The organism is Ralstonia sp. TCR112 (assembly GCF_007997035.1).
In the GTDB taxonomy this organism is placed as follows: domain Bacteria; phylum Pseudomonadota; class Gammaproteobacteria; order Burkholderiales; family Burkholderiaceae; genus Ralstonia; species Ralstonia edaphi.
In genome coordinates this window covers 60,361-82,847 of the sequence record NZ_VOSS01000034.1, presented here as the reverse complement: position 1 = coordinate 82,847, position 22,487 = coordinate 60,361, and the positions used below count along the sequence as shown (strand labels likewise).

General features: G+C 66.1%; 16 protein-coding genes and 1 pseudogene. 10 read left to right on the top strand and 7 right to left on the bottom strand.

Annotation, left to right across the window (positions count from 1 at the left end):
• Positions 1-14: 14 nt before the first annotated feature.
• The gene (locus tag FUT88_RS12145) at positions 15-377 is read left to right on the top strand and encodes a DUF2917 domain-containing protein (RefSeq protein WP_147215384.1); all 363 of its coding nucleotides are present in this window, start codon (positions 15-17) and stop codon (positions 375-377) included.
• Positions 378-386: 9 nt separating this feature from the next.
• On the opposite strand, the gene FUT88_RS12140 is transcribed toward FUT88_RS12145, so the two are convergent.
• Complete coding sequence (locus tag FUT88_RS12140) at positions 387-1,817, bottom strand: heavy metal sensor histidine kinase (RefSeq protein ID WP_261797126.1); 1,431 nt, start codon at positions 1,815-1,817, stop codon at positions 387-389.
• Positions 1,817-2,491 (bottom strand): heavy metal response regulator transcription factor, encoded by a 675-nt coding sequence (locus FUT88_RS12135; protein WP_102065339.1) that lies wholly within the window; start codon positions 2,489-2,491, stop codon positions 1,817-1,819. Before FUT88_RS12135 ends, FUT88_RS12140 begins: the two co-directional genes overlap by 1 nt.
• A 196-nt stretch (positions 2,492-2,687) precedes the next feature.
• Between FUT88_RS12135 and FUT88_RS12130 the strand changes: the two genes are divergently transcribed.
• The 4 genes and pseudogenes from FUT88_RS12130 to FUT88_RS12115 all read left to right on the top strand — a co-directional run bounded on the left by FUT88_RS12130 (position 2,688) and on the right by FUT88_RS12115 (position 8,705).
• Positions 2,688-3,041 (top strand): hypothetical protein, encoded by a 354-nt coding sequence (locus FUT88_RS12130; RefSeq protein ID WP_147215380.1) that lies wholly within the window; start codon positions 2,688-2,690, stop codon positions 3,039-3,041.
• A gap of 32 nt (positions 3,042-3,073) precedes the next feature.
• Positions 3,074-4,311 (top strand): annotated as a pseudogene (locus FUT88_RS27155) (TolC family protein).
• Between the two features lie 24 nt (positions 4,312-4,335).
• Positions 4,336-5,523: an efflux RND transporter periplasmic adaptor subunit gene (locus tag FUT88_RS12120; RefSeq protein ID WP_147215379.1), complete on the top strand. Its 1,188-nt coding sequence runs from the start codon at positions 4,336-4,338 to the stop codon at positions 5,521-5,523.
• 11 nt (positions 5,524-5,534) lie between these two features.
• A complete protein-coding gene (locus FUT88_RS12115; RefSeq protein ID WP_147215377.1) occupies positions 5,535-8,705 on the top strand; it encodes an efflux RND transporter permease subunit in 3,171 nt (1,056 codons plus the stop codon).
• Between the two features lie 251 nt (positions 8,706-8,956).
• On the opposite strand, the gene FUT88_RS12110 is transcribed toward FUT88_RS12115, so the two are convergent.
• From FUT88_RS12110 to FUT88_RS12095, 4 genes are all read right to left on the bottom strand, one after another.
• A complete protein-coding gene (locus FUT88_RS12110) occupies positions 8,957-9,586 on the bottom strand; it encodes a PadR family transcriptional regulator (RefSeq protein ID WP_051530934.1) in 630 nt (209 codons plus the stop codon).
• 153 nt (positions 9,587-9,739) lie between these two features.
• Complete coding sequence (locus FUT88_RS12105; RefSeq protein WP_027679964.1) at positions 9,740-10,174, bottom strand: HIT family protein; 435 nt, start codon at positions 10,172-10,174, stop codon at positions 9,740-9,742.
• A 95-nt stretch (positions 10,175-10,269) separates the two neighbouring features.
• Positions 10,270-11,715, bottom strand: coding sequence for an MFS transporter (locus FUT88_RS12100; protein ID WP_147215375.1), 1,446 nt, complete (start codon positions 11,713-11,715; stop codon positions 10,270-10,272).
• A gap of 41 nt (positions 11,716-11,756) precedes the next feature.
• Positions 11,757-12,422, bottom strand: a complete 666-nt coding sequence (locus FUT88_RS12095; protein WP_147215373.1) for a TetR/AcrR family transcriptional regulator — start codon at positions 12,420-12,422, stop codon at positions 11,757-11,759.
• A gap of 229 nt (positions 12,423-12,651) precedes the next feature.
• Between FUT88_RS12095 and FUT88_RS12090 the strand changes: the two genes are divergently transcribed.
• Positions 12,652-13,908: a branched-chain amino acid ABC transporter substrate-binding protein gene (locus FUT88_RS12090; RefSeq protein WP_147215371.1), complete on the top strand. Its 1,257-nt coding sequence runs from the start codon at positions 12,652-12,654 to the stop codon at positions 13,906-13,908.
• 32 nt (positions 13,909-13,940) lie between these two features.
• Here the strand turns inward: FUT88_RS12090 and FUT88_RS12085 are convergent, their stop codons facing one another.
• The gene (locus tag FUT88_RS12085) at positions 13,941-14,873 is read right to left on the bottom strand and encodes a 2-hydroxyacid dehydrogenase (RefSeq protein ID WP_147215369.1); all 933 of its coding nucleotides are present in this window, start codon (positions 14,871-14,873) and stop codon (positions 13,941-13,943) included.
• A 269-nt stretch (positions 14,874-15,142) separates the two neighbouring features.
• Between FUT88_RS12085 and FUT88_RS12080 the strand changes: the two genes are divergently transcribed.
• The 4 genes from FUT88_RS12080 to FUT88_RS12065 all read left to right on the top strand — a co-directional run bounded on the left by FUT88_RS12080 (position 15,143) and on the right by FUT88_RS12065 (position 22,343).
• Complete coding sequence (locus FUT88_RS12080) at positions 15,143-15,832, top strand: glycine zipper 2TM domain-containing protein (RefSeq protein ID WP_147215367.1); 690 nt, start codon at positions 15,143-15,145, stop codon at positions 15,830-15,832.
• A 90-nt stretch (positions 15,833-15,922) separates the two neighbouring features.
• Positions 15,923-17,761 (top strand): methyl-accepting chemotaxis protein, encoded by a 1,839-nt coding sequence (locus FUT88_RS12075; RefSeq protein ID WP_147215365.1) that lies wholly within the window; start codon positions 15,923-15,925, stop codon positions 17,759-17,761.
• 740 nt (positions 17,762-18,501) lie between these two features.
• The gene (locus FUT88_RS12070) at positions 18,502-20,613 is read left to right on the top strand and encodes a glycosyl transferase family protein (protein WP_147215364.1); all 2,112 of its coding nucleotides are present in this window, start codon (positions 18,502-18,504) and stop codon (positions 20,611-20,613) included.
• Positions 20,610-22,343 carry an NfrA family protein gene (locus FUT88_RS12065; RefSeq protein WP_147215362.1) on the top strand — a complete coding sequence of 578 codons (1,734 nt, stop codon included), beginning with the start codon at positions 20,610-20,612 and terminating at the stop codon, positions 22,341-22,343. Before FUT88_RS12070 ends, FUT88_RS12065 begins: the two co-directional genes overlap by 4 nt.
• Positions 22,344-22,487 lie beyond the last annotated feature (144 nt).

Here is a 22,487-nt window from a genome sequence, read left to right as displayed (position 1 = left end):
CAGGAGTCTCAATCATGCGCGAAATCAGAATCTTCGAACTGGACCGGCCGGGCGTGCCGGTGAGCTGGCGGTCGGCACGGGCCCAAACCATCGCCGCGCAAGCCGGGCTGTTGTGGGTCACGCAAGAGCATCAGCGCCAGGACATCTGGCTCAAGCCCGGCCAGTCGATCGACGTGCCGGCGGGCGTGCGCTTCTGGCTGTCCGGTGAGCCGGTCGGCGGCATGCCGGCGCGCTTTTCGGTGACCGAAGACATCAACGCGCCGCGCCGCCTGCTGCGTTTTATCGGTGCGATGGTCGTGGCGGCATATCGGCAGATTCTGCGCGACGACGGGCAGGATGCCGCGCGTACGCCGTCGGCGCAGCGGATTGGCACCTGAAGCCTCGCGTCAAGCCGGAAACACAAGCCGGAACTCGGTCCGCCCACCCGGCGGGCTGCTGGCCTGCACGCTACCGCCGTGCAGGTCCATGATGGTTTTGACGATGGCCAGTCCCAACCCGGTCGACTGGCTTGATTGCGCCCCAGACTGCGCCCGCGAGGGGTCGCCCCGGTAGAACCGATCGAACAGCAGCGGCAGCGCGGTCGGCGGAATGCCCGGCCCTGGGTTGCGCACCGCGATTGCGATTCCCTGCGGCGCTGTCTCGATCGTCACGTCGATGCGCTCGCCCGGGGGCGTGTAACGCAGCGCGTTGTCGAGCAGATTGTTGATCGCCCGGCGCAGCAACGTGGCGTCTGCGTGCAGCTGCGCATCGCCGCGCACGTCGATGGCGATGTCGCGATCGGCGGCCACTGCCTCGAAATAGTCGACCAGCACCTGCACCTCGTGGCGCGCATCCAGCGCCTCGATGGACAGCGCCACGCGTGCATGGTCGGCGCGTGCCAGGAACAGCATGTCTTCGATCATGTGCGACAGGCGCGCGTATTCCTCCAGGTTGGATTCGAGCACGCTGCGGTATTCCTCGCCCGTGCGCGGGTGTGCGAGCGTGACTTCGGTCTGGCCCACCAGATTCGCCAGCGGTGTGCGGAAGTCGTGCGCCAGGTCCGCAGAGAACTGCGACAACCGCGCAAAGCCGTCCTGCAGGCGCGTGAGCATGGCGTTGAGCGATGCCAGCAGGTCGGCCAATTCGCGCGGCGCGCCCTGCAGCGTGAGACGCGTGTCGAGCTGGCTCGGCACCACGGCCGCAGCCTGACTGCCGATGCGCGCCAACCCGCGCAGCGTGCCCCGCACGAGCAGCAGGCTCAGCAGCGCCACCGCCGCCACGCCGCCCATCACGGCAAACACGATGTGGCGCTGGTACCGGGTCAGCAATGCGGCGCGGCTGTCGCCATCCTGCGCGACCAGCACGATCACTTTCGCGTTGTTCTGGCCCAGCCGGGCCTCAGCCGCCGCAGCGCGCGAGGCCATGCCGGTCATCGATGTCCATGTCTGTACGGACGACTCCGACGGCGGCACCGCAGCCCCAACCACCGGCGGCATCGTCACGTGTTCGCCCTCGGGGTTCACCTCGACCAGCGTGCGGCCTTCGGGCGTGGCAATGCGGAGGATCAATCCATCGTGGCCCGACACCACATCGGTATAGCGGTGTGCGGTGCGCACCAGATCGTCGGCGCTGGGTGCCTCGCTGGCGAGGTGGCGCAGCTGGGCGATCTTGCCGATCAGCATGGCATCGTCGGTCGCGCGCAGCTGTGCGTTGAGCGCGAAGTACAGATACGTGCCAGCTGCGGTGAGCGTGACCGATGCCACCACCACAAACGCCAGCACGAGCCTGCCCGCAAGCGATGCGGGCCAGCGCATGAGCGAACCACCGAGCGACGCCATCAACGGCCCACCGCGTCCAGCACGTAGCCCATGCCGCGCAAGGTGTGGATCAGCTTGTGCTCGAACGGATCGTCCACCTTGGCGCGCAAGCGCCGGATCGATACGTCCACCACGTTGGTGTTGCTGTCGAAGTTCACATCCCACACCTGCGAGGCGATCAGCGAGCGCGAGAGGACCTCGCCCGCGCGCCGCGCCAGCAGATGCAGCAGCGCGTATTCCTTGGCGGTCAGGTCGATGCGTTGTCCTGCCCGCGTCACGCGGCGCTTGATCGTGTCGATCGTCAGGTCGGCAATTTCGAGGATCTCGCTTTCGCGCAGCGGGCCGCGCCGCAGGATGGTGCGCACACGCGCCACCAGCTCGGCAAAGGCGAAGGGTTTGACGAGGTAATCGTCTGCGCCCAGTTCCAGGCCCTTCAGGCGGTCGGCCAGTTCGTCGCGCGCGGTCAGGCACAGCACCGGCGTGCTCTTGCGGCGGCGCAGTTCCTGCAGCACCTGCCAGCCGTCCATGCCGGGCAGCATGATGTCGAGCACGATCAGGTCGTAGTCATGCTCCATGGCTTGGAAAAGGCCATCGGGGCCGGTGCGGGCGAGGTCGGCCACAAAGCCGGATTCCGTCAGGCCCTTGAGCAGGTAATCGCCCGCTTTGGGCTCGTCTTCAACAATGAGCAGTCGCATGGTGAAAAGTGGCGCGCCGGGTGTCTGCGCCAATGCCGCCACGATATGCCAAAACCTTGGGCCCGGGCACAAAGATGACAAGTTTGTCATCTTCGAGTCATGCCCGCGTGGTGCACCGCTCCCTAGACTGGCCCCACTGACATCGCCCCCCCATCCCCCTTGTTTGCTGATGTCAGGCCTTTTCAAGGAGATCCTCATGGCGATTCGATTCCAACGCGTGCTTCCCTTGGCTGCACTGGCCGCAATGCTGGCAACCGGCACGGCCGTGGCCGCGCAAGGCGATCACGATGCCTGCTGCGCGCCGCAGGCCAAGTCGATGGCCGCGCCGCTGGCCAAGACCAGCGCCCGTGACCCGTACACCGATGGCGCCCGGACCGGCACGCGCGACCCCTATACCGATGGCGCCAAGGGCGGCGTGCGTGATCCGTACACGGACGGTGCAGCGCAAACGGTGCTCGATGCCCGCGTCGGTGCGCGTGACCCTTACACCGATGGCGGCCTGAGCAGCCCGCGCAGCCCGGATCCCTACACCGACGGTGCGATTGCGTAATGCGCCGTGTCCAGTCCGTCGGGGCAGCCCTCATGTGTCTTTTGGCTGCCCCGTTGGCCACCGCTGCGGCGACTGACCCCGTTGCTCCGGTGGCCCTTTCTATGCCCGGTGCATCAGCGGTTGCGGCAACGGAGCGGGTGACGCTGCAGCAAGCCGTTGAGCGCGCGGTGCAGACACATCCGGCGCTGGCCGCCGCGGGCTATGAAGTGGCGGCCAGCGAGGGTGCGCTCGACCAGGCCCGTCGGTTGCGCAATCCCGAAGCGGCCTTCACGACGGAAGACGTCCGCCGCGACCGCGCCACGATGACGGCGCAACTGAATATCCCGTTGGAACTGGGCGGCAAACGCAGCGCCCGCACACGCGCCGCAGAAGTGGCACGCGACGCCACCGCGCAGGATGCTGCCGTGCTGCAGGCGGAGTTGCGCGCGGATGTCACGCGGGCCTTCTTCGACTTGGTGATCGCCCAGGAGCGCTTGACGCTCGCGCAGGCGTCGGATGCGTTGGCCGCCCAGGCAGAATCCGCCGCCGCGCGTCGCGTGCAGGCGGGCAAGGTGTCGCCGGTGGAGCAGACCAAGGCAGGCGTAGCGCGCGCCAGCGCCGCCATCGAACTGCGTGATGCGAATGCCGAGTTGCGGGTCGCCCAACTGCCCTGGCGGCCTTCTGGGGCGCGCCTTCTGCCGCGCCCGAAGCCGACGGGAGCGCAGAGACGCTGCCCGTCGTGCCGCCCGAAGCGCGTCAGGCCACCGGCACGTTGGAAAACACGCCTCGCGCTATCCGCGCCCGTCTGGAGATCGACCGCCGTCAGGCACTTGCCAACGTGGAGCGCAGCAAACGCGTGCCCGACGTAACGCTCACGGTGGGCGCCAAGCGCGACAGCGCCGCGAACAACAACATGGCGGTGCTCGGCATTGCCGTGCCGCTGCCGTTGTTTGATCGCAACCGGGGCAGCCAGCTTGAAGCGCAGCGTCTGGCCGACAAGGCGTTTGAAGACTACCGCGCCCTGCAGCTTGAACAGAACGCCGCGCTTGCGCAAGACGTCGCGCGGCTCGACGCGGCGCGCGCCGCCGTGCAGTCGCTGCGGCAAGACGTGCTGCCCGGCGCGCAGCGCGCATATGACGCCGCACGCATCGGCTTTGATGCCGGCAAGTTCAACTTTCTCGATGTGCTGGACGCCCAGCGCACGCTGTTCCAGGCGCGCGCGCAATACCTGGCTGCGCTGTCGCGCGCGCATCAGGCGGCTGCCGGCATCGATCGCATCCTCGGCCGGTAGTGCGGCCTTTCTCTTTCTGCAGACATGACACTTCCACCGCAACAACGGCGCGCCATCGCGCTCATCGTCGTGTTAGGCGCGCTGGCCGCTGCCGGGCTATGGCTTGGCATGGGCGCGCGCCAGACTGGCACGTCCGAAGCTGAAGCGGCGCCTGCAGCCGCCACCGAGCAGGCCGAGGCACCCCACGCCGAGACGCTTGCCATGACGGCCGAAGCCATCGCCAATGCCAAGATCGGCGTGGACACCGCAGGGGCTGCCGAGTTGCGAACAGAGGTTGTCCTACCCGGCGAGATCCGCCTGAACGAAGACCGCACCGCCCACGTGGTGCCGCGCGTGGCCGGTGTGGCGGAGAAGGTGGCGGTGGAGCTGGGCCAGCCCGTGACCCGCGGCCAACTGCTGGCTCTGCTGTCCAGCCCCGCGCTGTCGGATCAGCGCAGCGAACTGCAGGCCGCCCAGCAGCGCCTTGCGCTCGCGCAGGAAGCACACGCACGCGAAAAGCGTCTCTGGGAGCAGGGCATCGCCGCCGAGCAGGATTACCAGCAGGCGCGCACATCGCTGCAGGAAGCGCGCATTGCGGCCGACAACGCCCGCCAGAAGCTGACGGCCATTGGCGCAGCGCCGGCGGGGTCGGCGCTGAATCGCTTCGAGTTGCGTGCGCCGTTTGATGGCGTGGTGGTCGCGAAGCACCTGTCGCAGGGGGAGGCCGTGCAGGCGGAGACAGCGGTTTTTACGGTGGCGGACCTGCGCACCGTGTGGGCGGACTTTTCCGTCACGGCCAAGGACCTGGAGGCGGTCACCACCAACGCTGCCGCCACCGTGCGCGCCACGGCCACGGGCACCGCCGTGCAAGGCAAGGTCTCTTACGTTGGCGCATTGCTGGGCGAACAGACCCGCACCGCGCCCGCCCGCGTCACGCTTGACAACCCGAAGCTCGCTTGGCGGCCCGGCATGTTCGTCAACGTGTCGGTCGAATCGGGGCGCGTGCAGGTGCCCGTGGCCGTGCGCGCCGACGCCGTGCAGACCGTCGATGAGAAACCCTCGGTGTTTGTGCCCGTGCCCGCCGGCTTTGAAGTGCGCCCCGTCAAAACGGGCCGCACCGACGGCACCTGGACGGAGATTCTCGAAGGGCTTCCCACCGGCACGCGCTACGCCGCGACCAACAGCTACGTGCTGAAGGCCGAAGCCGGCAAGTCCGCCGACCACGGTCATTGAAAGGAGGCGCCATGTTTGAACGCCTCTTGCGCACGGTCATCGCCCAGCGCTGCCTGGTGCTGCTGGCCGTGCTGGCCGCCGCGGCGTTCGGCGCGTACAGCTATACGCGTCTGTCGATCGACGCGGTGCCCGACATCACCAACGTGCAGGTGCAGATCAACACGCCGGCACCGGGCTATTCGCCGTTGGAAACCGAGCAGCGCATCACCTACGCGCTCGAAACCGCCATGGCCGGCTTGCCGAAGCTGGAGCAGACGCGCTCGCTGTCTCGCTACGGCCTGTCCCAGGTGACGGTGATCTTCAAGGAGGGCACCGACATCTATTTCGCGCGCCAGCTGGTGAGCGAACGCCTGCAGGCCGCAAAGGAACAGTTGCCCGACGGCATTTCGCCGAGCATGGGGCCGGTCTCCACCGGCCTGGGGGAGATCTACCTGTGGACCGTGGAGGCCGACGCCAATGCGCGCAAGCCCGACGGCACCGCCTACACCCCCGCCGACTTGCGCGAGCTGCAGGACTGGGTGATCCGCCCGCAGATCCGCAATGTGCCGGGCGTGACGGAGGTCAACACCATCGGCGGTTTTGCCAAGGAATTCCTGGTGGCGACGAGCCCCGAACGCCTGGCGTCGTACAAGCTCACGCTGGCCGATGTGGTGACCGCGCTGGACCGCAACAACGCGAACGTCGGCGCAGGCTATATCGAGCGCAAGGGCGAGCAGTACCTCGTGCGTGCGCCCGGCCAGTTGCGCGATGCGGCCGACATCGGCAACGTGGTGCTCGCCAGCCCCAACGGCACGCCGGTGCGCTTGCGCGACGTCGCCAGCATCGAAAGCGGCAGCGAACTGCGCACGGGCGCGGCGACCAGCAATGGGCGCGAGGTGGTGCTCGGCACGGCGTTCCTGTTGATGGGCGAGAACAGCCGCACCGTCTCGCAGGCCGTGGACAAGCGCATGCAGGAGATTCGCAAGACGCTGCCGGCGGGCATTCGCGTGGAGTCGGTGTACGACCGCACGGTGCTCGTCGACAAGGCCATCGCCACGGTCAAGAAGAATCTGCTGGAAGGCGCCATTCTCGTCATGGCGGTGCTGTTTCTCTTCCTGGGCAACCTGCGTGCAGCCGTGCTGACGGCGCTGGTGATTCCCTTGTCGATGCTGATGACGTTCAGCGGCATGGTGTCGGCCAAGGTGAGCGCCAACCTGATGAGTTTGGGTGCGCTGGACTTCGGCATCATCGTCGACGGCGCGGTGGTGATCGTCGAGAACTGCGTGCGGCGCCTTGCGCATGCGCAGGAATTGCGAGGTCGACCACTCACGCGTGCCGAGCGTTTCGACGAGGTATTTGAAGCCGCCCGCGAAGCGCGCCGCCCGTTGCTGTATGGCCAGCTCATCATCATGGTGGTGTACCTGCCGATCTTTGCGCTCTCGGGTGTGGAAGGGAAGATGTTCCACCCGATGGCGATCACGGTGGTGCTGGCGCTGGCTGCGGCCATGATTCTCTCCATCACGTTTGTACCGGCCGCCGTGGCGTTGTTCATTGGCGAACGCGTGGCCGAGAAAGAGAATCGCCTGATGGGTTGGGCGCGCCGCATGTATGCGCCGCTGCTCGAACGGGTGCTGGCTGCGCCTGCCGTGGTGCTGACGTTTGCCGCGGTGGCGGTGTCGGTCTCGGTGGTGGCCGCCACGCGCCTGGGCGCGGAGTTTGTGCCCAATCTGAACGAAGGCGATCTTTCCATCCAGGCCATGCGCGTGCCCGGCACCGGCCTGGCGCAATCGCTGGACATGCAGATGCAGATCGAGCGCACGCTCAAGGCGAAGTTTCCCGAGATCGAGCGTGTCTTTGCGCGCACCGGCACCGCAGAAGTCGCGACCGACGTGATGCCGCCCAGCATCTCTGACGGCTACATCATGCTCAAGCCCGAGCGCGACTGGCCCACCGGCGCCGATGGCAAACGTCGCAACCGGGAGCAGTTGCTCGCGGACATTCGCACCACGGTCGAAGCGCTGCCCGGCAACGCGTACGAGTTCTCGCAGCCGATTCAGTTGCGCTTCAATGAACTGATTTCGGGCGTACGCAGCGATGTGGCCGTCAAGCTCTTCGGCGACGACATGGGCGTGCTGGAAGCCCAGGCCAAGCGTATTGCGGCGCAGCTCGGCAAGTTGGCCGGCGCTGCCGAGGTGAAGATCGAACAGACCGGCGGCCTGCCTTTTTTGAACGTCGACATCGACCGCGACAAGGCCGCGCGTTATGGCCTCTCCATCGGCGCGATTCAGGACACGGTGTCCGCTGCCATCGGCGGTAAGGATGCGGGCACCGTATTCCAGGGGGACCGTCGTTTCGGCATCGTCGTACGGCTGCCGGAAGCCGCGCGCAGCGATCCGGCTGCGCTGGGACGCCTGCCGCTGGCGCTGCCCAACGGGCAGGGTTACGTGCCGCTATCCGATGTGGCCACGCTCAACGAGGTGACCGGCCCCAACCAGGTCAGCCGCGAAGACGGCAAGCGCCGCATCGTCGTCAGCGCCAATGTGCGCGGGCGCGACATCGCTTCGTTTGTGGAAGAGGCCCAGGCGGTGCTCGATGCGCAGGTGCGCCTGCCTGCCGGATACTGGATGGCGTGGGGCGGGCAGTTCGAGCAGTTGCAGTCGGCCACCGGGCGCCTGCAGATCGTGGTGCCGCTGGCGCTGGCCATGGTGTTCACGCTGCTGTTCATGATGTTCGGCAACCTGAAGGACGGCTTGCTGGTGTTTTCCGGCGTTCCGTTTGCGCTGTCGGGCGGCATCCTGGCGCTGGCGTTGCGCGGCATTCCGCTGTCGATTTCCGCGGCGGTGGGTTTCATCGCGCTGTCGGGCGTGGCAGTGCTCAACGGGCTGGTGATGCTGAGCTTCATCCGCAGCCTGCGCGAGAGCGGCAAGCCCGTCGACGAGGCCGTACGTGAGGGCGCGCTTACGCGCCTGCGTCCGGTGCTGATGACCGCGCTGGTGGCGTCGCTGGGCTTCGTGCCGATGGCGCTGGCAACCGGTACGGGCGCGGAAGTGCAGCGGCCGTTGGCCACGGTGGTGATCGGTGGGATTCTGTCGTCGACGGCGCTGACGCTGCTGGTGCTGCCGGTGTTGTATCGGCTGGCCTATCGACGGGACGCGCAGCCAGGAAGCGCGGACGCACCCGCGCCCGAAGCGTCATCCGCCTGACTGCGGTGCGTCCTTTCTGGTTCGGTGTGCCGCGCTCAACGCCACAGGCCGCGATGTGCAGCAGCGCTGCGCATGCGCCGACCGCTACGAGGAACAAGCCTGCCCCGATGGGCGAGCCCCAGCCATACCAGCTCAGGGCCTTCTCGGCATTCGGGTCGAACGGAATGGATGGCGAATGCGTGTCGCGCGGCACGGTTTGCGATGAGGTTTGCATGACGACTCCGGTTTCACTGCGTTGACGGCGGACCGGCTCAGGCCGGCCCGGTAGTGGAGGCGGTCTTCTCGGCCGCCGCGCGCTGCTGATGCCAGCCGCGCCAGAGGTCCAGCCCGCCCAGCGTGCCGGCCTCCATCTGGGTGATGAGTCCGATCACGAACTGACGTTCTGCCAGCAGCAGCGCGCGCTGGTATTCGGACTCAATCAGAAACAGTTGCGGCACTTCCTGCGCGGCACCCGTCGTCAGCTCGGCATCGACTTCTGCGATGAGCGGATCGAGGCGCGCCAGGCGGTCGCGCAGCAGGTCGATCACGTGATCGGGCGGCAGTGCGGGCAGCAGCGATAGCCCGGCTTCGAAGCGCAGGTATTCCTTCTCCGGCCGGGCGATCCATTCACGCAGCCAGTCGTTCATCTCGGCGCGGCCGGCAGGGGTGATGGCGTAGACGGTCCGCTCTGGGCGAGCGCCATCTCGCACGGTTTCGGTTGGCACGATCAGCGCGGCGGCTTCCAGCGAATCGATCACGGTGTACAGCGAGCCGTAGCGCAGCTTGATGCTTTTCTCCTTACCCCGTGCGCGCATGGTCGACGCCATCTCATACGGATGCATCGGTTTTTCAAACAGCAGCACAAGGACCGCAAGGGCCAACGGACTGGTCGGACGCTTCATATTTGCTCGGTTGCGTATATCCGTCGACGAATATACGCAACGGCTGGGTAAACGCAAGAACGATGCGGAGTCGGTACAGCGAGGCGGGGCGAGATTGAAAAGGGAGGAGGTTCGCGAGGCCGGCTGGTGCGGCCTCGGCGTGTGGGGCGAAGCTTATTCGGCCTGCAGTGCGGCGATGATCTTTTCGGCTTGGGCCTTCAGCTTGTCGGTGTCGGCCTGCACGCGGGCGTGCGGTTGCAGCGGGGTGTCGCTGTAGCGCGGCAGCACGTGAAAGTGCACGTGCGGCACCGTCTGCCCGGCAGCGCTGCCGTTGAGCTGGAAGATGGCAATGCCCGGCGGCGTGAATGCGGCGCGCACGGCGCGCGCCAGCTTGCGCGTGGTGCGGATGGCGGCCGATGCGGCATCGTCGGACAGGTCGAACAATTCCGCTGCGCCTTCCTTGGGCAGCACCAGCACGTGGCCGTCGGCCTGCGGCATGATGTCCATGAAAGCGATGGTGTGATCGTCTTCGTACACCTTGATGCACGGCAGCTCGCCACGCAGGATCTTGGCGAAGATGTTCTGGTTGTCGTAAGTCGCGTCAGGCATGGGTGTCTCCAGTAGGCGGGAAATGCACGGGAAAGCGCTGCGCGAAAGTATATAGGCGACCGGCGGCGACGCGCGTTGCGCAGGTTTGGCACAGATCAAGCCGGCCTGTCGTCGACTGATAGCGGCGCAGCCACATGTTCCAGCGGCTTGCGCTCGGCCGCCGTTCCCCAGCGGGCCTGCACTGCAGCTGCAAGCAGCATCAGCACCGCGCCGAATGCGTAGCCGCCAAACACGGCACCGCGCGAGTGCGTGTCGATCAACCAGCCGAACAGCGCAGGCCCCGCCACACCGCCCATCCCGGTGCCCACGGCGTAGAACAACGCGATGGCGAGCGCGCGCACCTCGAGCGGAAAGGTCTCGCTCACCGTCAGATACGCCGAGCTGGCGGCGGCCGATGCGAAGAAGAACACCACCGTCCACGCGATCGTCTGCGTGGTTCCATCGAGCACACCGGCCTTGAAAAGCGCGCCACTCACCAGCAACAGCAGGCCGCTGATCGCATACGTGGCGGCAATCATCGTTCGCCGGCCCACTATGTCGAACAATCGCCCGAGCAGCAGCGGCCCCAGAAAATTGCCGAGCGCAAACGGCAGCAGGTATGTGCCCACCTTCGTTGCGGGCACGTCATAGAAATCGGTCAGCACCAGCGCGTACGTGAAGAAGATCGCGTTGTAGAAAAACGCCTGCGCTGCCATCAGCGCGAGGCCCACCAGCGCACGTTGCCGGTGCTGCACGAAGAGCACGCGGGCCACTTCCGCCAAGCGAGGATGGCCGCGGCTGCGCATGCGCAATGCGGGCAGTGGCGCGGTATCGAAGCGATGGCCGCGCGATGCAATCTCGCTTTCGATGTCGCGCACGATGGCCTGCGCTTCTTCGTGCCGGCCGCGCGTGATGAGCCAGCGTGGGCTTTCTGGAATCCAGAAACGCATGACAAGAATGATGAGCCCCAGCACTGCGCCAATGAAGAAGCACAGCCGCCAGCCCATATCGACGCTCATGTGTGCGGGGTCCAGCAACCACAACGAGGCGCCAGCGCCCAACGCCGCCCCGACCCAGAACGTGCCGTTGATGGCGAGGTCCGTCCAGCCGCGCACGCGTGCGGGCGTCAGCTCCTGGATGGTCGAATTGATGGCCGCATATTCGCCGCCGATCCCCGCGCCGGTGAGCACGCGAAACACGACGAGGCTGGCAAAGCTCCACGAAAACGCCGTCGCCAGCGTGGCAAGGATGTACACGCCCAACGTGATGAAGAACAGTTTGCGGCGGCCGAGCCGATCCGTCATCCAGCCGAACAGCAGCGCGCCGAACACCGCACCGACGAGGTAGGCGCTGCTGGCGAGACCGACCTGCGCGTTGGTGAGATGCAGGGCAGGGCTTTGCTTGAGCGCGCCCGCCACGGCACCGGCCAGTGTCACCTCCAGACCGTCGAGCAGCCACGTGATGCCCAGCGCAATGACCACGCGCGTGTGAAAGCGGCTCCAGGGCAGGCGATCGAGCCGGCTGGGCAGATCGGATGTGTGGAAGGCTGGCGATTCGGGCATCGCGGCGCACTCGGAGAGGAATGCGCACGACGCAGCACGATTTATTCCCGCGAAGGTGCGGCGGAGCCGTCTTGTGGTGCGCCGGCGAGCAGCGTGTCTTCAAAGAAGCGGCGGCGCGCGTCCTTGTCGGCCTTGCTGCCCTGGTGCCAGAGCGTGGCCTCCGATAACTGGTAGGCGTACAGCATGAAGGCGCGTGTCTTGGCGTCCTTGCGCGTAAAGCCGATCGCCTGGAAATGCTGGACGTAGTAGTCCATGCGGTGTTCGTCGACGGCTTCGACCGCCTCTTGCGCCATTGGATCGCGCCGCGCCCAGGCACGGATCGCGAATTCGATCATGGCCGTGCGGCGCGCGCTGCGTCCGCGAAACGGCAACGCGAGCAGATCGCGCACCAGGCCCTGCACCGATGGGTTCTGCCGCTCAAGCTTGGGGCCGATGCGTGTGCGCTCGCTCCAGTCCTGCAGCACCTGGTGCAGCAGGTCGTCGCGGTTCTTGAAGTGCCAGTAGAAACTGCCGCGCGTGACGTCCAGCTGCTTGGCGAGCACGTCCACGCGCACCGCATCGATGCTCTTGGTGACGAGCAGATCCGTGGCGGCGCGCACCCAGTCGTCGGGCGTGAGCTGCGCACGCGGTGCGGCAGGGACAGAGGTTTCGGCATCGACGTCGACGGCAGCGTCGCGTTCGTCGATCAGCAGGGAAGGCTTGGGCATGAAGGCGGATTCTAGCCTCGCTGACCGGGCTGTCCAGCGCTTAAATCATGCTGAGGCCCCCAGGTTTGCGCGGGTTGACACGGCAACAAACGCACTCCTACCATGCACATACGTTTGTGTATGGAAGGATCGAGCTACCGTAAGCCTCGGTTTGCGGTTTAGTGCAGGAACCATGCTCGACGATGCCTTCTGCACGGCGTCTAACGATAAGACATCAGGAGACATTTGCATGAAGGCATTCCGACTCGCGCTGTGCGCGGCGGCGGCAGTTGGCACATTCGCAGGCGCATTCGGCCCGAGCACTGTCCACGCAGAGACCGTCAAGATCGCGTGGATCGATCCGCTATCCGGGTTGATGGGCGCGCTGGGCCAGAACCAGTTGCGCAGCTGGCAATACGCGGCCGATCTGGCCAACCAGCAGAACTGGAGCGGCAACGGCACCAAGTTTGAAGTCGTCGGTTTCGACAACAAGGTGTCGCCGCAAGAAAGCCTGACGATCCTCAAGCAGATCACCGACCAGGGCATCCGCTACGTCGCGCAGGGCGACGGTTCCAGCGTGGGCATGGCGCTGCAGGACGCGATCGCCAAGTACAACGACCGCAACCCGGGCAAGGAGATCATCTATCTCAACTACGCCGCGGTCGATCCGGACATGACCAACAGCAAGTGCAACTACTGGCACTTCCGTCTGGACGCCAACTCCGACATGAAGATGGAGGCCCTGACCAGCTACCTGGCCAAGGACCCGAACATCAAGAAGGTCTATCTGCTGAACCAGAACTACTCGTTCGGGCACCAAGTGGCGCGTGCGGCCAAGGAATACCTCAAGCGCAAACGCCCGGACATCCAGGTGGTGGGTGAAGACCTGCACCCGCTGGCACAGGTGAAGGACTTCTCGCCGTATGTCGCGAAGATCCGGGCATCGGGCGCCGATACGGTCATCACCGGCAACTGGGGGAGCGACCTGGCGCTGCTGATCCGTGCGTCGAAGGATGCGGGCCTCGCCACCAACTTCTATACGTACTACGCAGGCACCACGGGTGTGCCCACGGCGATGGGGGCCTCCGGCGCCGACCGCGTGAAGGTCATCAGCTACTTCGCCCCGAACGACGGCAACGCGAAGACGAGCGCCGTGCTCGACGGCTTCAAGAAGAAGTACAACGACGACTTCTTCAACGCCGATGTCTACACCGGCATCGCCTTCCTGGCCAAGGCCATCAAGACCAGCGGTTCGGCGGAGCCGGCCAAGGTGGCCAAGGTGATGGAAGGCATGACGGTCGATGGGCTCAACGGCCCGATCGAGATGCGCAAGACCGACCACCAGGCCCAGCAGACGCTGTACGTGACCACCTGGGTCAAGGCCGACGGCAAGAAGATCAAGTACGACCAGGAAAACACCGGCTACGGCTGGCGCACCGACGTCACGCTGGAACCGCACCTCGCGGCCCAGCCGACGTCGTGCCAGATGAAGCGTCCGGCGTCGTAACCGCGTGATGGAGGTGTCCCGGGGTCAATTCCTCAGACCGGGGACACCACGCCTGTGCCCGCCAGGTGTCCGCGGGCGTTCTCCAGAAATCGATCCACCGTCGCCTGCACCGATTCCGGCGACCAGCCGGCAATGTGCGGCGTCAGCACGACCTGCTCCAGGTCCAGCAGCCCGGCCGGCGGCTTGGGCTCGCTCTCATACACATCCAGCCCCGCGCCCCCCAGCTTGCCTGAGCGGATGGCGGCTTCCAGCGCCGCCGTATCGACCACGCTGCCGCGCGCAATGTTGACCACGTAGCCGTTCGGGCCCAGCGCTTCCAGGATCGTCTGGTTGACGAGGTGTTTGGTCTGCGCGCCGCCGGGCGTGGCAACGATCAGGAAGTCCGCCCACTCCGCCATGTCCTTGAGCGCATCGAAGTAGCGGTACGTCACGCCTTCGCGCGGCTTGCGATTGTGATAGCCGATCTGCATGTCGAACCCTGCTGCGCGGCGCGCGATCTGCATGCCGATGGTGCCCAGGCCGACGATGCCCAGACGCTTGCCGCATACGCCGGGTTGCAGTGGAATGTCGTCGCGCCAGACGCCGTTGCGTGTGGATCGATCGAGTTTGGCAATGCCGCGCACGGTGGCCAGCAGCAAGCCAAAGGCGTGGTCGGCCACGCAGGCGTCGTTGGTGCCGGCGCCGTTGGCTACCACCACCCCGCGCGCCCGGGCGGCCTCCACGTCGATGTTCTCGTAGCCGGCGCCCAGCGCGCAGGCAAGTTCCAGCTTGGGCATTGCAGCCATCTCCGCGCCCGTCAGGCCCGTCGAGCCATTGGTGAGCACGATACGGACATCCTGCCCGTGGCGGGCGATGGCGGCGTCGCGTTCGGCCCGGGTGGGCGCATGGATGACGTGGAAATGTTCAGCGATCTGCGCCACGTTGTCGGGCGTCATCGCGATGAGGAGCAGCAGGGTGGGTGACATGGGATCAGGAGAGAGGGCGGGCGGCATGAACGGGCGGGACCCCGCAGGGAGGTGCGTCGCACGGCGCTTGGCGATGATAACGCGCGCTCCTGGGCCTTGCTCAAAGCCACGCCGGCCATGCGGTTACACCCCGTTACCGATGAGCGGTTTTGGTTGCACGGGTTTGCAAGGCGGCGGCATAGACTTTGCGGCAAGAGGCGCATGGCCGCAGGCCGCAGACGAGACTGCCGGTCGGGCCCAGACGCCTCGCTCACAAGACGGGATTCATCATGCAAGCAACGAACAAGTCGGACCGTGCAGGGCGGGCAGCGCGTTGGGTGGCAGCGACCGCATTGGCGGCCGTGGCAGCCGGGCTGACAGGCTGCGTGACAGCGCCGGCCTACCCCGGATACGGCGCGGGCTACGGGGCAGGCTATGCCGCGGGCAGCAATGCGTACGGCAACAGCACCGGCCCGACCACCTACAGCAGCGGCTATACGAGCGGGTACGACAACACGTACGGCAACGGCTACGGCAGCTACGGCCAGAATGCTCCCCAGCCCTATCCGCAGCCGCAGCCGACATACTCGCAGCCGAACTATTCGCCGTATCCGAACAACGGCGACCCGTCTTATCAAGCGCCGGCGGACAACCGCTACGGCGTTGTCGAATATGTCGAAGCGGTGCCCGTGCGCGGCCAGGCGAGCGGCGTGGGTGCCGTGCTCGGCGGCGTGGTGGGCGGCTTGCTCGGCCACCAGGTGGGCGGCGGACGCGGCAACACCGTGGCCACCATCGGCGGCGCGGTGGCGGGTGCCATGGCGGGCAACGCCGTGGAAGGCAATACGGTGGTCGGCCAGACCTACCGCGTGACGATGCGGCTGAACGACAACTCGCGCATCACGCTCACGCAGAACAACCCCAACGGCCTGCGCGTGGGCGATCGCGCCCGCATCGAAAACAACATGGCAGTGCCGTACTAGCCACATCGCGCATGGGAGGTGCCCGCACCGGCTTCAGAAACGGCGCGGGCCGACCGATATAGCGGAGGCGATAACCCCGCGGTGATTCCCATGCTCAATCGACTTTCCATCCGTTTCCGACTCAACGCAGCGCTGGCGCTCTTGGCCGCGCTACTGGTGGCCACCGGCACCATCGGCGTGGTCGGAATGCGCGCATCTGACGCGAACATCAACGAGATCTATTCCAATCAGCTCGCTTCGACCTCGCTGGTCGGCAAGTCGCAGCTGAATGCGGCGATCGTCCGTACAACACTGGATCGCGCTGTCTTCCATCCGGATGCGGCCGATGTACCGGCCATCCTGGACAAGGCGAACGGCTACCGCGCCAAGTCTGACGACGCGTGGAAGCAATACAAGGCGCTGCCCATGAGCGCAGATGAAACGCGCCTGGCCGCCGACATGGAAGTCAAGCGCAACGCGCTTTTCCATGACGGCATCGAGCCGTTGATGAACGCGTTGCGTGCCCGCGATGCCGCGACCGCCGACAAGGTGGTGATGACCGTCATCCCGCCGCTGTCCGTGGCGCTGTCTGCCGCTGCCGACGCGCTGGACCGCAGCCAAGTCCAACAGGCCAAGGCAGCCTACGAAAGCGCGGCCGCGCGCTCGCATGCCTTTCTGATGCTGATCGTCGGCGCCATCGTGGTGGGCATTGCGGCGGCGCTGGGCTGCGCATTCGGCCTGCACCGTGCGATCTCGGTGCCGCTGTCTAAGATGCTGGGCCACTTCAGCGCGATCTCGAACGGCAACCTGACCGAGCGCATCACCGTCAGCAGCAAGGACGAAATGGGTGCACTCACGCAAGGTCTCATCGACATGCAGAACGGCCTGATCCGCACCATCGTGACGATGCGCGGCGGCAGCGAATCCATCGCGAGCGCGACCAAGCAGATCGCGGCCGGCAACATGGACCTGTCGCAACGCACCGAAGAACAGGCGTCGTCTCTGGAAGAAACCGCGTCGAGCATGGAAGAGCTGACGAGCATCGTGCGCCAGAACGCCGACAACGCGCGTCAGGCCAGCCAGCTCGCGGGCAACGCATCGGACATCGCCGTCAAGGGCGGTGAAGTGGTGGGCCGCGTGATCGAGACGATGTCGGGCATCAACGACAGCAGCAAGAAGATTGCCGACATCATCGGCGTGATCGAAGGGATTGCCTTCCAGACCAACATCCTTGCGCTGAATGCCGCAGTCGAAGCTGCGCGCGCAGGCGAGCAGGGCCGTGGGTTTGCGGTGGTGGCCGGCGAGGTGCGCAGCCTGGCGCAGCGTTCGGCCACGGCAGCGAAGGAAATCAAGGAGCTCATCAGCGATTCGGTTGGCCGCGTTGAGAACGGCTCGACGTTGGTGACCGAGGCCGGCGCGGTGATCGACGAAGTGGTCGTGGCCGTCAAGCGTGTGACCGACATCATGGGCGAGATCAGTTCCGCATCGGACGAACAAAGCGCTGGTATCGAACAAGTCAATCAGGCCGTCACGCAGATGGACGAGGTGACCCAGCAGAATGCCGCGCTGGTGGAAGAGGCAGCGGCGGCTGCCCAATCGCTGGAAGAACAGGCCGGCGTGCTGCGCGAGGCGGTGGCGTCGTTCCGTTTGCCTGCGGCGGGTGCCCACGCTGAACCTGTGCTGGCGCCCGTGGCCGCGAAGGCGGCGCCTGTTGCATCGACTGCATCGGCTGCATCCGCCGTGCCGGGCCACATCGCTAAACCGGCGGCGCGCAAACCTGCCGTTGCGACGGCGCGTGCGGCACGCAAGCGCCCGGCTGTGGCGGTAAAGCCCGCCGCTGTGCCGGTTCAGAATGCGAAGGCAGCGCCTGCCGTGGCGGCCGAGCCCAAGCCCGGCAAGCTTGCCTTGGCTGCGGTCTCCCACGATGCCGACGACTGGGAACAGTTCTGACGCACAAGCCGACACGCCGATCCGACAAGCCGCGCCCTGAGCGCGGCTTTGTGTTTCAGCGCTGCAACCGATTTGCGCAATTGCTTGGGCCGATGTTGTCAGCCCCGCCGGCGACTCGCGCGATCACGTCGCCGGCATTCGGGCAGACGGAGCGGTCTGCGCGCTCAGGCGCGCCATTCCTCCGGCAGATCCTTTACGCATAAGGCTTTGCAGCACGTGTGCCGTTGCGTGCCGCAGTCCATCCGCCAACATGCGCCCCGTGCCGGCGGGATGCGCTTCCTGCTCGCCTAACCCAAACGCCCTGCACGTGGTCCCCCCGCGCCTCCGTCATTCGTAGGGAGGCCTTGTCCTCTGCCCGGACGAACGACTCACCTTATCCGATGGCGTTGCATGCCGTGGCGTTGAACTTGCCACCCTCGCCGCCCGCATCTTGCGTTCACGCATGCAACAACCCGGCGTGTCAGGCACGCGTCTGAAGACGTAGGTGGCGTGCTGCACCGCATAACCGCGCGCCTTGGCGGGCGTTGGTATGGTCCTCGCGTTCCCCCTCGCGAGAAGCAGGCTAGAGGGCGACACATCAACCGGATCGGCAACAGGCGATCGGGTCGGATGCCGCGGTGCAAAGCGGTTGCGCCGCATGTCGAAAAAGACCTTGGGGGAAGCATGAGCGCCACAGCGCAAGGCGGGGGGTACGCCGGACACTGGCAACGCGCCCGTAGGGCCGCGGCAGGGGAGCAGCCATGAGCGAACTGTCATGGGAGCTTTACCTGGCGTTGCTCAACACCCTGACGGTGGCGACCACGCTCGTCATCTTCATCAGCACGGCCGACGATTTTTTCCTCGATGCCTTCTACTGGGTGCGAGAGCTGTGGCTGTGGCCGCAGCGTGGGCGCACGCCTGTCACGATCTCGGCGCAGTCGCTGCGCGAGCGCGAAGAGCAATGGCTCGCCATCATGGTGCCGGCGTGGAAGGAGTACGACGTCATCGCGAAGATGGTCGAAAACACCCTGGCGACGATGGAGTACACGCGCTTCATCATCTTTGCCGGCGCGTACCGCAACGATGCGGAGACCACCACAGAAGTCGAGCGCATGGTGCGCCGCTACCCGGGCCGCGTGGTGCGTGCTGCCGTCACGCACGATGGCCCGACGTGCAAGGCCGACTGCCTGAACACCATCATCCAGACCATCATCCGGCACGAGGCGGGCCACGGCATCCGCTTTGCGGGCGTGATCATGCACGACTGCGAAGACGTCATCCACCCGCTGGAACTGAAGTATTTCAACTACTTCATCGTCGATCAGGACCTGGTGCAGCTGCCGGTGCTCTCGCTTGAACGCAAGTGGTACGAGTGGGTGGCCGGCACGTACATGGACGATTTCTCCGAAACGCACCAGAAAGACCTGGTGGCGCGCCAGGCACTGACCGGCACGGTGCCCGGGGCGGGCGTGGCGCTGTGCTACAGCCGCCGTGCCATCGAAGCGGTGATGAAGGTGCGCGGCGATTCACCCTTCAACACCAGCACGCTGACGGAAGACTACGATTTCAGCTTCCGCCTGCGCGAACTCGGCATGCGCGAAGCGTTCGTGCATTTCCCGATCTGCGAGAACGCAGAGCCCGCGCAGAACGCCGAGGGCAAGACGCGCACCCGCTGGCACCTGGGGCGGCGCAAGGGCACGCGCCCGCAGCTGCTGGCCACGCGCGAGTACTTTCCGAGCACGTTCCGCACGGCCTATCGGCAGCGCGCCCGCTGGGTGCTTGGCATTGCCTTCCAGGGTTGGCTGCAGATGGGCTGGAACGGCAACCTCATCACGCGCTACATGTTCTTCCGGGACCGCAAGGGGGTGCTGACCGCGCTGTTCTCGATCCTGGCCTACGTGCTGTCGCTGAACTACCTGGCGCTGGGTGCGCTCTCGGCCAAGGGTGTGTTGACCATTCCGGATGGCACCTTCGTGGTCGGCAGCATCTGGATGCAGGATCTGCTGGCCGTCAACGCTGCGTTGCTCGTCAACCGCCTGGCACAGCGCATGTACTTTGTCGGTCGGCTGAACGGCCCGCTGCAAGGCGTGCTGTGTTTGCCCCGGCTGGTGGTGAACAACTTCATCAATTTCTTCTCGGTATGCCGGGCGTGGAAGATCTTCCTGATCTACTGCCTGACCGGCAAGCCCATCGCCTGGGACAAGACGCAGCACACGTATCTGTCGAACGACGCGCTGGGCCGCACGCGCTGCAAGCTGGGCGAAACGCTCATCAAGTGGGAAGTGCTTACGCAGGCGCAGCTGGATGCCGCGCTCGCCATCCAGCGCCAGACCGGGCGCCGGCTCGGGCAAGTGCTGGTCGAGCAGGGGTTGGTCACGCCCGACACGCTGGCCGATGCGCTGGCCGAGCAGGTCGACCTGCCGCGCGTGAGCCTGACCAACGTCGTGCTCGGCGCGCTGGCCGATTGCCTGCCGCGTGACCTGGCTGTGCGGCATCACGTGGTGCCGTTCTCGATCGGCGAAGACGGCTCGCTCAACATCGCCGTGTCGGAGTTGCCCAACGGCGAAGTGCTGGAGGAGCTGGCCCGTGCGGCCGGCCGCAAGGTCGCGTGCTTCATGGCATGCGATCACGAGATGTCGGCCGAGCTGGCGCAGATGGCCGACCCCAACCGCCGCACCACGGTCGTATTCGGCCCGGCGGCGCATTCGGCCATGCTGGCCGTCGAATCCATGACGGGCGCCGGCCCAGGCGTTGCAGCCGGCACGGCACCCGCACCCGAGGCTTCCACCATCCCCCCGATTCCTGTGCCGCCGGACTTGCCCCCTGGGCCAGACCCGCGGCCGAACCCATCTGTTGCGGGAGGTGTGGCATGACACACGAGAGAGCCAACCGTTTAACCGTGCGCCGTTTGCGCTGGCCGATTGCCGCGGCAGTGTGGGCGCTGTGTCATGGCGTATCGCTGGCAGAGCAGCCTGCGCCGTTGCAGCCCGATGCCTACTTCCGCGCCGACCGCGCCTATCGCGCCATCGAGGCCAACACGCTCGACGATGCCGAGGCCGCCACGCGCGCGGCTTTGGCTGTGCAGCCCGACAGCCTGCAGTTGAACCTGCTGCTGCTGGATGTGCTCACGCGCAAGGGCCAGTTGGATGCGGCACGCGCGCAGGCCGATGCGTTGCTGCAGAAATATCCCGACGAGCCACGCGTGTATGCGCAGCACGGGTTCCTCGCGCAGAAGGCCAACGACCCCGCCGTCGCCGAACAGGACTTTGCACACGCCGTGCAAGGCACCGACTGGACCGCGCAGGAGCAGCGCAACCTGCATCTGGCCTGGTCGGACAGTGCGTACTCCGCCAAGCATCCGCAGGCCGCCATCGATGCGCTCAGCGGCATGAAAGACCAACCCGATGCCGACGTGCAACTGCGCCTTGCGCAATCGCGCCTGCAACTCGGCGACCGCGACGGCGCGACACAGGCTGCCACGCTGGCTGCCGAACATGCGACCGATCCGGCGCAACAGCGCTATGCCAAGGCGCTGCTTGCCCAGGCGATGGCGCCCGAAGGGCAGGGCGACGCGGCGTCCGCCAATGACCCGCGCGTGGTCGGCCAGCGCGAGTTGAACGAAGCCTACAGCCACTTGCGCGCGCGTGACGACCGCGCAGCGCTGGCTGCGTTCCAGCGCGGATTTGCTACGGGGCAGGGCAACTGGACGCACTACGCCGATGCCGCCTACGCAGCCAAGCGCCTGGGCGACAACCCGACCGCCATCAAGCTCTTCCGGGAAAGCCTCGACCACGCCGATGCCGATGCGAAGAGCGACACCGGTGGCAACGGCGACGACCGCCTTCCGCCCGACCGCCGCTTCGGCTACCGGCGCGAAGTCGAGCAGATGCAGCGGACCTTCGGCGTGGTGCTCTCTGGTGCGTATCAAACATCGGCATTCGGTTTGCCCAACACCGTGAGCGCAGGCCAGGCTGGCGCAGAGGTGTACTGGCAGCCGCCCGGCATCGGCTACCGCGACGGCAGCATCTTCCAACTCTTCGTGCGCGGCTATGACAGCGTGTACGACCGCAACGGCAACACCGGCCTGCCGACCGCGCAGGGTTCGGTGGGGGCGCGCTACAAGCCGATCAAGGACATCAACCTTGTCTTTACCGCCGAGCGTCTCTTCCGCATCGGGCAACTGACCACCAACGACACGCTGCTGCGCATCGGCTTCTCGACCGATCAGGGCCTCGACCTGCAAGTGACCAAGCCGCGCTGGCAGACCTGGCAGGTGTTCGGGGAGGGCGCGTACTTCCTCAACCAGGGCCGCATGATCATCAGCACCGAGATGCGCTACGGACACACGTGGCTGCTCAACTCGATCAGCGATCGCCTGACGGTCTATCCGCACATCGTGCTGGCAGGCGATCACGACAACAAGGCGGTCGGGCAGCGGTTGGCCCTCGGTGTCGGCCCAGGCATCAACTTCCGCTACTGGTTTCGGGAGTCGCACTACGCAGCGCCGGCCAGTTGGCTCGATTTGACCGTGCAGTACCGCTTGCCATTGACGCACGCGGATCGAGCCAAGGGGGTGGTCGCGCGCGCCATTCTTTGGTTCTAAGGCAACGCCGGATTCAAGCAGACCCCAGTCAGAGGTGTCGCAGATGAAACGTTTTTGACCGCCGAGGGAAACGGGTAACGAAGAGAAACAGCAGCGGCGTCCGCAGGATGGCGTCACTGCGCCATGGCGCGTCAAAGCGGGACG